Below are 12,410 nucleotides of genomic sequence, written 5' to 3'. Positions count from 1 at the left end.
CTAATAACAATATTATACAGCAAACCTGAATAATACTTAGTCGAAAAAGGGTTATAGGTTACCTTTAACAACCTAAATACATTATATAAGGAAGTCTAAAGAGTTATCAAAGATAATAGCTCATGGCAACGAAGAATTAGAAATAGTATTATCATATTGTTTAAGGGAAATGATAAGAAATATCTCAGAACATTCTGAGACAGATAATGCATGGGTTTGTGGTCAGTACTGGCCAACTAAAGGTAAAGCTGAAATAGCTATAGTTGATGAAGGTATTGGTCTTAAGAGCAGTTTGCGTAATAATCGTTTTCATAGGGAGTATATATTTGATGATAAGGAAGCTATACAATTTGCAATAAAACCTGGTATTTCAAGGGCATTTTCTCCAACATCTAAAAATAAATTTAATGATTTTTGGTCAAATTCAGGCTTTGGATTGTACATGACTAGTACATTATGTAAAGAATTGGGAGGAAAGTTTTATTTATCCAGTGGTAATAGATGTTTATCTATTGATAAAAATAATGCGAAATTTTATGATACAAAATATCAGGGGGTAGCAATAGGAATAGAATTACCTACAAATTTTGTGAAATCTAAAGATATCATTAGCAAAATATCAATTGAAGGAGAAAATGAGGCGAAAAAAATTAGGAATACTTTTAAAAATGCATCGAAACCATCTAAAGGATTAACCATAGATTAAATCCATCATTTATTCTTATATACTAATCTTTCTCACAATTTACATTAATATTCATACTGTTAACTCAAGATATGAGGAGATGGCAGCTTCATTATCGAAACAAGATTTAAAAGAGCATGTTAAAGTTGAAATTGTATTAGATGAATTATCATAAAAGTTCAATAGAGTAATAAAAGGGTATTAAAGAGCCTTGGAACGGGTTGAGATAATATAAAATATGGAAGGAAAAATATGAAAAGAAAAGCGATTCCAGAAAATATAAAACGCAAACTATGGGCTGAATCCATGGGATATTGTATGAATCCTGAGTGTAAAGAAAAATTGTTTATTAATAATAAAGATATCATAGAACAGGCGCATATTGAAGCATACTATGAAACTTTGGATAATTCATATGATAATTTAATAATTTTATGTCCTAATTGTCATAAAAAGTTTGATAAAATTGGTTTCTTTACAAAAAGCGATGTAAAAGAATGGAAAGAAATTAGGAGAAAAGAGCTGGAAGCTTTTTTTTCTGTTAAATATACTTCTTTTAATGAGTTAAAAGAGTCAGTAGTACCAATATTGAATCAAAATAATAATATATATAATAACTACTACTTGACCGGTAATAAGAATTTATGGAAAAAATTTGAACCTCAATTATTAGAAAATAATGAAAAACTAAAGTTAATATTTGAGAAAAACTTAAATTTATTTCAACATCACAAAGTAAAGGAGTATTCAAATTTAGCAGTAATTCAAAATTTTCTTACTCATGTTGATGAATTCAAAAATACCAGAATAGATATAGAAAAGTATAGATCTGTTCTTTTTCCACAAGAAATATACTCAATTTTCGGAATTAATCCTATAAAGGGAAAGATACTACCTAATACAGAGTCATTAGAGGAACTAATAAAAATAATGAGAAAAGAGAACACTTTAGAAGATGTGGTATTAGGAGTAGACAATCCATATATTTTAAAAAAGGATGGAGAAAAAATATTATTGAATGATGCACCTCAGATAAGACAAATTTATCATAATAATAATTGCTTTAGAATAGTAGGTGTTAGATTAGATAGTTTAAATTTTGCCTTAACATATTTACGTTCTAGAGGTATCAATTTTGAATATAAAAATTTCAATAAGCTAAGAAAAATTATCGTAAATGATACTATTATTGAATTTGTATATGAATATTGCTTAAGTAAAGCATTTTTGTATAATATGTCTCCAAAGCCAAATGATGTGATTGTAAATTTGCATAATTGGAATGGAGAAAACTGTATTTCAAAAGAAGCAAGAGAGGTAGCTAAAATCTTTGATGTGACTTTATTAACAATGGAAGAATTTTATGTGTATGTCAATAAATTTAGATAAGACAAATATAATCAATACTATTAGTGAAAACATAGACATATTCCAAAGCTTTGATAAAGTTTATATTTTTGGTTCTATACTGAACCAAGAAAAACATTCAAATGATATCGATTTATTATTGCTATATAGGGATTATTCTAATGATATTAAAGAACATATTAACGCAATAACAGTGTATTTAGAGATACAGACTTCTTATATTATTGACATTACTGCTCTTAGCTCTAATGAAGAAAAAGAAGTTAATTTTATTGCAAAACTGAATAATAGATATTTGTGTATTAAGTGAATGTCTGACGAACATTTCTAACTCTAAATGACTTATCATTAACAAATAAAGTGGGAAATGATGATGCACAACTAAAATAAAACGCCGATAACGACATATAACTAATAATGTTGAGATATCGTCATATTTATGCTATTATATAGTCAGTAATGAGGAGGATAGAAATGTCGGTATGCTACAAAAAATTATGGAAAATGTTAATTGATAAAGAAATTGCCAAAAAAGATTTACATAATATGACAGGCGTATCAAATAGTACAATAACTAAAATGAGCAATAATAGATATGTATCATTAGAAGTATTAGAAAGAATATGTAAATCGTTAGAATGTGATTTAACAGATATCGTGGAAATAAATTACCAAATAGAGGAAGAAGATCATGACTGACAACAAAAGAGTACTATCATTGTTTAGTGGTTGTGGTGGAATGGATATAGGTTTAGAGGGTGGCTTTCAATGTTTAAAACGCTCAATAAATACAGATATAAATCCTGATTGGATTGATGAAGATAATGGAGATTGGGTTACATTAGCAGAAACTGGATTTAAGACTGTTTTTGCTAATGATATCAGACCAGATGCTAAAGCAGCATGGGTTTCATATTTCCAGCATAGAACACCAGATGCCAATGAAATTTATAAACTAGATAGTATTGTTAATATTGTAAAGAAGCATTATGCCGGGGAAAAAGTTTTTCCTAAAAATATTGATATTGTTACTGGAGGATTCCCATGCCAAGATTTTTCTGTAGCAGGAAAAAGACAAGGCTTTAATTCTTCAAAAAGTCATGATGGAAAAAATAACACCGACAATAATGAACCTACAATAGAAAATAGAGGACAGTTATATATTTGGATGAAAGAAGTAATTACAATAGTTAAGCCTAAACTATTTATTGCTGAAAACGTAAAAGGTTTAATATCATTAGATGATGTTAAAGAAATTATGGAAAAAGATTTTGCAGAAGCAGCAGATAGTGGATATTTAGTTATTCCAGCAAAGGTTATACAGGCAGCTAATTATGGTGTACCACAATCAAGAGAGAGAATAATTTTTTTTGGATTTAAGAAGGATGCTTTAAGAGAAGAAGCGCTAATTAACTTACTCGACTTGGACAATAATCCTGACTTTGATCCTTATCCTAAACCAACACATTCTTATAATGTTGAAGGTAATAATTTATTTGATTATTTAAGTTCCAGAGAGGTGTTAAGAGATTTGCCAGAGCCTGAATATTCAAAGGATTTAGCTCAAAAAAAGTATTCAAAAGCAAAATATCTTCCAAAAGGTCAAGGAAATGTAGAAATTAATCTTGATTCAATTTCACCAACCATTCGATCAGAACACCATGGAAACATTGAATTTAGAAGATTAAGTAAAGAAAATGGTGGAAAAAATGACGATGAGCTTGCAAAAGGCATGAAGCAGAGAAGATTGACTGTTAGAGAATGTGCAAGGCTTCAGACATTCCCAGATAATTATGAGTTTATTTTAAGTAAAACGCCTGATAATGTTGCATTAAGTGCAAGTAATGCATACAAAATAATTGGAAATGCAGTTCCGTGTGTTTTAGCCTATAATATTGCACAATCAATTAAAGAAAAATGGGATATCTATTTTAAATAGACAGTAGCTAGCTTGATAAGAAGCTAGCTATTGACTATTATTCAATAATTGAATTTTTAACTTTTAATTTAAAATCGAGTTGTTCTTCAGTGGTTAATGATTCGTATTTATTTAAAAAAGATAAAATAAATTTTCTCATATTATTGTTATACCATGGTTCGTTTTTTCCACTAGTATTAGATTCAAAAAGCATTTCAATCCATCTATTTGATAATACGTTTTGCCAATCAGATATTAATTGAAATTTTTCGCTTGCATTTTCATCTTTGGCATAAATTAAGCTATTATTCTTTATTGACCTATATTTTTTATTCCAATTTTTTAGTTCTATAAAAGAAACCTGTGGCCTTGGACTTCTATCTGGAAACTGCATTTTAGAGTTAATTGTATTAATATATTTTCCAGTGGCTATGTCAGTATCTGTTTTTGTATGTTTAATAAATATTACCCATTGATCAGGTAGGATTTGTTGAATACTTGATCCTGGGATAGAATCTCTTTTTGTAGATTTTAGTTCAATCGCTTCATAGAATGAAGAGAGATTATCCCTAACAACAAAGCATATGTCAGGGTTTGTGTATGTGGAAGACTTAGTTTCTTTAATACTGGCTTTAATTTCTGGTGTTATTTCTTCCGGTAATAATACTTTAGAGATATACATATCACCTAATGCTTCTAAAGATGAATATTTTTTTCCTTCAATATTTACGTTAGCTATTTCTGAGTTTGAAGGGATGCAATTAAATTCATTTTCTATTAAATTTTTTAGATATTCTTTTAAAGGTCTGTCTGTATTAGCTTCATCTGACTGGAAGCTAATTTTAGCTAACTCTTTTCTTCTACTAAATAAGAAATTTTCTAAATGGTACATATAAAGATACATAAAATCATTTATTTTATCACACATAAATTTAACCTCACTAATATTTTTATAATAAAATCTGTGAATAAACTTTAGTTAATTTCCACAATTTCCTTTTTTTAAAATCTAAGATTTTTCGCTTTCAAAGAAAGCTTTTAGTATTTAGATTTTGTTGGTTGAAGGAGTATATGGAATAATTTAATTATATCATTAATCCTGTTATCCTATAATAGAAAGATACTTTATTACTGAAACTATATGCAAAATCAAGGTAAACAACAAATTCATACATGTTATTTAATGTTTAATAAATGGTAGTTGCAGAACACAAGAATAATAGTCTGTTCCAAATTGTGATAGAACAGACTATTTAAGTTTAGGAAGTAATATTTTCTACTAATTTAATTTTAAGTTTCTTTCGTTTTTATATTTTTCAAATAATAATAAAAATTCGTTTATATGTATGATTCTATCTGGCAATATTTCCGTGCAGAAGAAATCCATTACATCGTGAAAGTAGTATTCAGTATACAATACAATCATTGTTCTTATTATTTTACGTACTTTTTCCAACTCGTCTTTAGACGGAACATTTTCAGGTTCGAGATCAGCAATAGGAACTATGAAATATCCGGCGGAAAGTTCATATATTACTCCGTAAAGAGCATTGTCTTCGGTAATGAATTCCAGACTGTCTAAATATCTATAAGCCTTAAAAGGTTTAGCTATTCTGTATTTTCGATTTTCCTTTAGCTTTATGAACTCTTGACTAAGTATTCTGATTATTTTATTCATTTGATATACCTCCAATATATTACTATGTATTACTTCCTGTATTTTATATGTCAGAAATGTTTTTAATTAAGCATCAGAGCTTTAGACAATATAATTAACAATAGTTACATCAAGTCTCCAATGACTGAGAGCAAATACAGAAGTAGCCATTAGTGCTAAGCGATTATAAACAACGGGTCTTCCATTTTGGATGGCTCGTTGTTTGTTTTCGCCTCTTAAGATGTATAGATCATCTCTCACATCGTTAATAAAGCGTGATAGCTTGGAGTCATACTTTGACCTATTGGTGTCATATAAGTCTTTATTTCCGTCTATAAAAGCTTTAATAAGCCTATCTTTTAGTACCTTTTCAAAGCCATCTTCGTTCTCTATTCTTTCTTCAAAAAACTGGTAGACATCTATAGCGTGTTCTCTTCTAATAGCGTGTAAATTAATTTTGTTGTTCATTTCTTCTGAGTTGAATATTTTTTCTCCCATAGATTTTTCGAAGAAAATTTTTTTAACTACTTCTTCATCCTTAGGTAATATTAATTGGTAAGTTGATTTACCGCCTTTTCCTTTGCGTACATGAACATATAGATATCCATCTTTTCCTTGTTTCAAGTCTCCACGTATTAATTGTCCTAATTCACTTCTTCGTATGCCTAGTGCTTTTTGTAGAGTTATCAGTCTTTGATATTCAGGATAAGTTTCTTGAACTTTACCATGAGAATTTGCTTCTTCTTGTCTACCTTTAGTTATCGTATTTGCTTTTCTTCTAGGTTTACTAATATCTTTCATGCTAACTCCACGAGCCTTGCATATAGGGGCAAGATAGGTATGAATAGTACCAGCAGAGTAACCAAAAGGATCTTCTTGTAAATGAAAAGAGTATTCTTGAATCAAATCTTCATCTACCTTTTCTATTTGTTTTATGCCTTGTTCTTTACTCCATGATGCAAATTTCTTGCAGGCATACCTATATTGCTTTCTTGTTGTATTTCCTTTTAGACCAGCAGATGCTTTTTTAAATAACTCGTACTGCAAACTATTTTTGTTTCTTGCCATTATTAAACTCCTCCTAATAAATTAAATTACTATATTATTGTTAATTAGCCTCCTCCTTTTTTTATGAGCTTAAGATGCTCTAAAAATCTAAATAATACAGGCTTAAATATTATTGTTATTTCACTTCAGTAATCACCGTTGTGTCATAACCATTAGATTTTGCCATTTGATAAACAGATAATTTTCATTTTTATTTTTCCTCATTTTTTCCTAAATATTTCATAAATTAATTGTTAAACCGTATTTTTTCCTGCCTAAACTGGTAATTTTCAAAGCTTTGCTTTTTAAAATTACCATTTAGGTTCTTCTAATAAATATATTTTGAAGAACCATTGAGATCATGAATTTTAATGGCATCAATTCAAGACCTTCAACTATCATGAAGCAATATAGTTACCGTAGCCGGACTTTAATATCGTCAAAATAGATGAGCCTTATTCCAGGTCTACTGCTGTAAATCCGCAGTCCGATAGAGCGAGATTTTAATTTGCCAATATCAATTGATAAATTTTTTCTTTTCCAAATAAAAAATATATTGTTTCCTTCTTTTTGTTTTCTGCATACTTCTAATTTTCATATCCTCCTTTATACGCTCCAATTTCTCCATCTCATCAATCTTCTATTTTTAATATGCAATAAAGTTATTTGGATAAAAAAAGAGTAGAAAATAAATACTAATAATTAATAAAACTTCTTTCTAAAAAAATTCTGACATATAAAAAATAAAAGAATTTTTTGAAGGAGGTGGTTATCATGGCTGATGAGTTAAACGGACTTGCTCGTCTTATACAGGAATTTATAGAGAAATATGCAGATCCAATAGATTTCAATAGCCTAGAGGCACCACCAGAAAATTTAGATATGGAAAATAAAGAAAATAACAAAGAAGGCACGAAACCAACAAATTAGATATATTTGTTGGTTTTTAATATGCAATATAGTAAAATATAGGTACAAAATAGTCTTGCTATTATGTCCAAACTTTTATTAGGTGAGGTGTTTCTATGAAAAAGAAAAGAGCTTATATTTATACTCGTGTATCTACTTCTATGCAAATTGACGGCTATTCCCTTGATGCTCAGGAAGAGAGAATAAAACAATACGCTGAAGCCTATGATATAGAGATAGTAAATGTATATAAAGATGCTGGCAAATCAGGGACAACATTAATTGGAAGAAATAATTTCATAACAATGCTTGATGATATCAAAGAAGAAAAAGACAACATTGATTGTGTTCTCGTATTCAAGCTATCTAGATTTGGTAGAAACGCAGCTGATACACTAAATTCTTTGCAGGTAATGGAAGAACATGGAGTGCACTTGGTATCAGTTGATGATTGCCTCGATAGCTCTAAAGACGCAGGAAAATTGGTTATAACCATTCTTTCAGCGGTAGCAGAAATGGAGCGTGAAAATATAATTTCTCAAACAATGGAAGGCCGCAAACAAAAGGCGAGAGAAGGAAAATGGAATGGTGGTTTTGCCCCTACCGGATATAGCCTTAAAGATGGAGAATTAATAATTAATGAAGAAGAAGCTAAGACAATAAAAATAATTTTTGATCTATATACAAATTCAGATATGGGAGCAAACGGAGTTGCAAAATATCTGGTTTCATTAGATGTTAAAAAACCTATTAGACAGAATGGAACATCGCCTTATTTTTCTGCTTCTTTAATTAGACAAATCTTAGATAATCCAGTTTACAATGGTAAAATTGCCTACGGCAGGAGAAGGGGAAAAAAAGATAAACTTACAGGGAAGGTAGTACAAGAAAAAACAGATACTTATATACTGAGTGAAGGAATCCATGAAGCAATTATTGATGATGAACTTTGGGAATTAACTAGAACTAAGAGAAAAGCCCAAGCCAAGAAATACGAAAAGGTTAATAAAGGCAAAAATGAAAAAACTTATTTATTGTCAGGCCTAATAAAATGTCCAGTTTGTGGTGCAGGATTATATGGAAATAAAAGCCGTAAACGCAAGAAAAATGGAGACCATTACAAGGACTATTACTATTACGGATGCAAACATCGTCAGTTAATGAATGGGCACAAATGTGACTTTAATAAGCAAATTAAAACAGAAATAATTGATGAAGAAGTAGCAACGATAATAACGCAAATAATTAGTAATCCAGGCTTTGCTAAAAAATTAGAAGAAAAAATCAATATCCAAATTGATACTGATGAAATTGATAAACTAATCAATAAACATTTGTCTAAAGAAAGACAATTACTAGGTACTAAAGTATCTCTAATAAGTCAAATAGATTCTTTAGACTTTGAAGATAAGCATTATGAAAGAAAATCTGAAGACCTAAATCTAAGATTAGATGCTATTTACGATCAATTAGATTATGTAGAATTACAAATTTCAGACAGTAGGAAAAGAAAAGAAGCTATCTTAGAAGAAAAGATAACTTCTGATAATGTCTATAAGATTTTAATCAATTTTCATAAACTATATTCAGTGCTTTCAGATGTCGACAAGAAGAGATTATTTAATGAATTGATAGAAAAAATTGAAATATATGATGAAAAGTCTGAACTCGGTAGGTGGGTAAAATCTGTTGTTTTCAAGCTTCCTTTGATAGATAAAGACATCAATTTAAGTTTGGACAATGATAACTCCGTGGAGACCATAGCGTTAATACAAAAGATGTAAACTTAGAAATCTTGCATTTTAAGCAGTTTTACAAGCATTATGTCTTTAATGAAGATGGCGATGGAGGACGAAAAAAAGTCCTGAAAAATTATATTGATGTTTATGTTTGTATTGATATGGTGTGTGGAGATACAAAGAACGATTTAGGAAGCGAGGAATAAGCAAAGTTGAAAAGCTCTACTATACAGCCCTTATAGGATATATCTGGTATGAAGCTCCATTTAATTTGATGTATAGCACCAGTATGGGAAGTATACAAGCTGCTATAAAAAAATTGCTTAATTGTGGATATATTAAGTATGAAGAAGCTATTGAAAATGGGCGATATAAAAAAATTATTCAATAACGGATAGTGGAAAACAAAATTTCATTGAGTGGGTATCCGCTCCAATGGAAATACAGAACATCAAAAATCCTGAATTGGCTAAATTATACTTTATGTGCTTTTCAACAAAAGAGAAACGTGAGTTGGGATTACAAGAGTATATTTTAAAGTTAAAAAAACACTATGATATGTTGAATGCACTTTGTAAGGAAGCAGAAAAATTCAAAGTTTTGATGAAAACAAGGATATTCTTCATTATCAGTTTACTGCAACTCGATATGGAAAAGATCTTATGAAATTCAATATCGAGTGGTGACAAAAACTTCTTGATGAAATGATAGGAAGCAAGATATGAAATCAATAAAGTTAGTTAATTCACCAATCACATATTTTATCAGTGGAAGAGATTATACTGAATGGATACTTTTTATTCACGCTGCTTTTGTCAATCATAATATGTTCAAATCACAGTTTGAATACTTTCACAATAAATACAATATTTTGGCTGTTGACATTATTGGTCATGGGCAGTCAACGGATACCCAAAAAGGGGATGGCATAGATAAAATGTCAGAATGGATATTCGAAATCTTAAAGGTGGAAAATATTGAAAAAGTACATATTGTCGGTGTTTCATTAGGAGCAGTATTGGCACAAGATTTTGCGAATCATTATCCAAACTTAGTAAGTTCAATGGCTTGCTTTGGAGGATATGATATCAATAATGTTGATATTAAAATGCAAAAGCAAAATGGTGCGAAACAGAAGGTGATGATGTTGAAAGCTCTCTTTTCGATTAAGTGGTTTGCAAAAGAGAACAAGAAAATTTCTGCATATACTTTACAGGCACAAGATGAGTTTTTTGATATGAACATACTTTTTCCTAAAAAATCATTTATATTTATGGCAAGGCTCAATTGTATGATAAATAAGTATAAAACTGGAAAACGAAATTACCCTTTGTTGATTGGATGTGGAAGCTTTGATATTCCAATGGAATTAGAGGCAGTAAAACAATGGAAAATAAGTGAGCCAAATTGTAGGGTAGCCATTTTTGAAAATGCAGGACACTGTGTCAATATGGATGTGCCACAAGAGTTTAATGAAACTGTAGAGGATTTTTGGACAAGTGCAGAATAAATAGACTGAAAGGATATTGTTTTTTATGAGAAAATTTGAATGCTGTGAGAAAACAAATCCCAGTTTTTCTAACTGAAAATATAAATTAAATAATACAATAGAATATTATTTTGAAAACAGTTAATGATCTAACGGAACTCTATTTTCTACTTTCAGATGACGATGTCATGGAATTTATAGAACCGCCTTTTTCATGGGAAAAAATAGCGAATTTTCTAAATAGTGTCGCACTGATTGATCCTCCTTTGATTTATGCGGTGGAAGATTTTAGTCAGAAGTTTATCGGATATGTAATATTTTATGAGTATGACAAAGACTCCTTCGAACTTGGTTGGATACTAAATAAGAGATACTGGGGGAAAGGATATGCCAATGAATTAACAAAAGCCTTTATAAATCGTAGTTCAAATATAGGGAAAAACTTGATTATTGAGTGTGCCTCGAACCAGGAAAATTCCAAACGAATTGCGATGAAAAATGATTTTGAATTTATTGGAGAAAGTGATGGCTGCAGTGTATTCAAAAGAAAGCTGATTAATAAGATTTGAAAAGGTGGCAAAGTGAGAAATTGGAAGTTAGGAGGAAATGAAGCTGCATGAAAGAATATATCGTGAGTTTAGAAAAAGAATTTTCGTTGATAGAAAATGGCTTCAAAGAGGAGGAAAAAAGAGCCTTTGCAGATTACAAATCTAATGATAATGAGTATATAAGAAAATTAGCATTTTTAGCATATAAATCTGATGCCTATCAAGTTAGAATGTATGGTGTATTTCTTTTTGGATACTTATCAGAGCAAGATGATATTTTAGCATTTATGAGAGATGAAGTTTCCAAAGATGATAATTGGAGAGTTCAGGAAGTATTGGCGAAGGCATTTGATGAATTTTGCAAGAAAATAGGATATGAAAAAGCACTTCCAATAATTGATGAATGGTTAAAAAACAATAATCCTAATACAAGGAGAGCAGTTACAGAGGGACTTAGAATATGGACAAGTAGACCATATTTCAAAGATAATCCGAATGAAGCTATCAGACGAATTGCTGCATTAAAAGAAGATACGAGTGAATATGTTAGAAAATCGGTAGGGAATGCTTTAAGAGATATTAGTAAAAAATTTCCAGAGTTAATTAAAGCTGAACTCTGCAACTGGAAGTTAGAAAGCAAAGAAATAAATCAAGTATACAAATTAGCGAGTAAGCTTGTAAGCTGACAACTCCCAGTTTGTCGAGGTAATACCTTTTAACGATAACCTTAGGCTTTCCTAAAAATTTAAATTTTATCAATACTGACCACTCAAGCCATGTGGAGACTGTAGTATTGATGTCAAGAAAATAAGATAAGAGGCTATAAGACTGTTGAAATCAATGGATTTTAGGATTTTAGGATAAATCTTAAAAGCCATTTTTCTATTTGTAAAATACTATGAGGGAACATATTAATAGTAAAATCGTAGGGGTGTGTAGACATTGTAGACATATATAATATATTAAGAAAAAATAGAAGAAATGTTATTGCACCTATTTGGTTGGTTTTAAGTCTAACTTTTGGAGGTCTGTTTAAAATATTGTGCCTTT

The 12,410-nt window shown here is 29.8% G+C and carries 14 protein-coding genes; 11 read left to right on the top strand and 3 right to left on the bottom strand.

Features of this window, described 5'->3' with window-relative positions; genetic code table 11:
• Positions 1 to 169 precede the first annotated feature (169 nt).
• The 5 genes from J2S72_RS04015 to J2S72_RS03995 all read left to right on the top strand — a co-directional run bounded on the left by J2S72_RS04015 (position 170) and on the right by J2S72_RS03995 (position 3,992).
• Positions 170 to 706 (top strand): hypothetical protein, encoded by a 537-nt coding sequence (locus tag J2S72_RS04015; RefSeq protein WP_307495015.1) that lies wholly within the window; start codon positions 170 to 172, stop codon positions 704 to 706.
• A 231-nt stretch (positions 707 to 937) separates the two neighbouring features.
• Entirely contained in the window at positions 938 to 2,074 is a 1,137-nt protein-coding gene (locus tag J2S72_RS04010; RefSeq protein WP_307495014.1) for an HNH endonuclease signature motif containing protein, read from the top strand.
• Positions 2,055 to 2,363, top strand: a complete 309-nt coding sequence (locus J2S72_RS04005; protein ID WP_307495013.1) for a hypothetical protein — start codon at positions 2,055 to 2,057, stop codon at positions 2,361 to 2,363. The genes J2S72_RS04010 and J2S72_RS04005 overlap by 20 nt, the downstream gene beginning before the upstream one ends.
• 164 nt (positions 2,364 to 2,527) lie before the next feature.
• Entirely contained in the window at positions 2,528 to 2,752 is a 225-nt protein-coding gene (locus J2S72_RS04000; RefSeq protein ID WP_307495012.1) for a helix-turn-helix domain-containing protein, read from the top strand.
• Complete coding sequence (locus J2S72_RS03995; protein ID WP_307495011.1) at positions 2,745 to 3,992, top strand: DNA cytosine methyltransferase; 1,248 nt, start codon at positions 2,745 to 2,747, stop codon at positions 3,990 to 3,992. Before J2S72_RS04000 ends, J2S72_RS03995 begins: the two co-directional genes overlap by 8 nt.
• A 37-nt stretch (positions 3,993 to 4,029) precedes the next feature.
• On the opposite strand, the gene J2S72_RS03990 is transcribed toward J2S72_RS03995, so the two are convergent.
• From J2S72_RS03990 to J2S72_RS03980, 3 genes are all read right to left on the bottom strand, one after another.
• Positions 4,030 to 4,899 (bottom strand): hypothetical protein, encoded by an 870-nt coding sequence (locus J2S72_RS03990; protein WP_307495010.1) that lies wholly within the window; start codon positions 4,897 to 4,899, stop codon positions 4,030 to 4,032.
• 351 nt (positions 4,900 to 5,250) lie between these two features.
• Positions 5,251 to 5,649, bottom strand: coding sequence for a hypothetical protein (locus tag J2S72_RS03985; RefSeq protein ID WP_307495009.1), 399 nt, complete (start codon positions 5,647 to 5,649; stop codon positions 5,251 to 5,253).
• An 81-nt stretch (positions 5,650 to 5,730) separates the two neighbouring features.
• A complete protein-coding gene (locus tag J2S72_RS03980) occupies positions 5,731 to 6,696 on the bottom strand; it encodes a site-specific integrase (RefSeq protein ID WP_307495008.1) in 966 nt (321 codons plus the stop codon).
• A gap of 753 nt (positions 6,697 to 7,449) precedes the next feature.
• Here J2S72_RS03980 and J2S72_RS03975 point away from each other — a divergent pair.
• The 6 genes from J2S72_RS03975 to J2S72_RS03950 all read left to right on the top strand — a co-directional run bounded on the left by J2S72_RS03975 (position 7,450) and on the right by J2S72_RS03950 (position 12,046).
• A complete protein-coding gene (locus tag J2S72_RS03975; RefSeq protein ID WP_307495007.1) occupies positions 7,450 to 7,605 on the top strand; it encodes a cobalt ABC transporter in 156 nt (51 codons plus the stop codon).
• Between the two features lie 95 nt (positions 7,606 to 7,700).
• Positions 7,701 to 9,368: a recombinase family protein gene (locus J2S72_RS03970; protein ID WP_307495006.1), complete on the top strand. Its 1,668-nt coding sequence runs from the start codon at positions 7,701 to 7,703 to the stop codon at positions 9,366 to 9,368.
• Positions 9,369 to 9,489: 121 nt separating this feature from the next.
• The gene (locus J2S72_RS03965; protein ID WP_155803728.1) at positions 9,490 to 9,714 is read left to right on the top strand and encodes a hypothetical protein; all 225 of its coding nucleotides are present in this window, start codon (positions 9,490 to 9,492) and stop codon (positions 9,712 to 9,714) included.
• Positions 9,715 to 10,044: 330 nt separating this feature from the next.
• Positions 10,045 to 10,833 (top strand): alpha/beta fold hydrolase, encoded by a 789-nt coding sequence (locus J2S72_RS03960; RefSeq protein ID WP_023055454.1) that lies wholly within the window; start codon positions 10,045 to 10,047, stop codon positions 10,831 to 10,833.
• A gap of 110 nt (positions 10,834 to 10,943) precedes the next feature.
• A complete protein-coding gene (locus tag J2S72_RS03955; RefSeq protein ID WP_023055461.1) occupies positions 10,944 to 11,381 on the top strand; it encodes a GNAT family N-acetyltransferase in 438 nt (145 codons plus the stop codon).
• Between the two features lie 47 nt (positions 11,382 to 11,428).
• A complete protein-coding gene (locus J2S72_RS03950; protein ID WP_023055475.1) occupies positions 11,429 to 12,046 on the top strand; it encodes a DNA alkylation repair protein in 618 nt (205 codons plus the stop codon).
• The last annotated feature ends 364 nt before the right edge of the window (positions 12,047 to 12,410 follow it).

Source organism: Peptoniphilus koenoeneniae, from assembly GCF_030812875.1.
In the GTDB taxonomy this organism is placed as follows: Bacteria; Bacillota; Clostridia; order Tissierellales; family Peptoniphilaceae; genus Peptoniphilus_B; species Peptoniphilus_B koenoeneniae.
This window is presented reverse-complemented; position numbering and strand designations above follow the sequence as displayed.

Coding starts and splice junctions, on each gene's coding strand:
- J2S72_RS03960 (WP_023055454.1), top strand. CDS start 10,045: ATGAAATCAATAAAGTTAGTTAATTCACCAATCACATATTTTATCAGT.
- J2S72_RS04010 (WP_307495014.1), top strand. CDS start 938: ATGAAAAGAAAAGCGATTCCAGAAAATATAAAACGCAAACTATGGGCT.
- J2S72_RS03950 (WP_023055475.1), top strand. CDS start 11,429: ATGAAAGAATATATCGTGAGTTTAGAAAAAGAATTTTCGTTGATAGAA.
- J2S72_RS03995 (WP_307495011.1), top strand. CDS start 2,745: ATGACTGACAACAAAAGAGTACTATCATTGTTTAGTGGTTGTGGTGGA.
- J2S72_RS03975 (WP_307495007.1), top strand. CDS start 7,450: ATGGCTGATGAGTTAAACGGACTTGCTCGTCTTATACAGGAATTTATA.
- J2S72_RS04005 (WP_307495013.1), top strand. CDS start 2,055: ATGTCAATAAATTTAGATAAGACAAATATAATCAATACTATTAGTGAA.
- J2S72_RS04000 (WP_307495012.1), top strand. CDS start 2,528: ATGTCGGTATGCTACAAAAAATTATGGAAAATGTTAATTGATAAAGAA.
- J2S72_RS03985 (WP_307495009.1), bottom strand. CDS start 5,649: ATGAATAAAATAATCAGAATACTTAGTCAAGAGTTCATAAAGCTAAAG.
- J2S72_RS03990 (WP_307495010.1), bottom strand. CDS start 4,899: ATGTGTGATAAAATAAATGATTTTATGTATCTTTATATGTACCATTTA.
- J2S72_RS03970 (WP_307495006.1), top strand. CDS start 7,701: ATGAAAAAGAAAAGAGCTTATATTTATACTCGTGTATCTACTTCTATG.
- J2S72_RS04015 (WP_307495015.1), top strand. CDS start 170: ATGATAAGAAATATCTCAGAACATTCTGAGACAGATAATGCATGGGTT.
- J2S72_RS03980 (WP_307495008.1), bottom strand. CDS start 6,696: ATGGCAAGAAACAAAAATAGTTTGCAGTACGAGTTATTTAAAAAAGCA.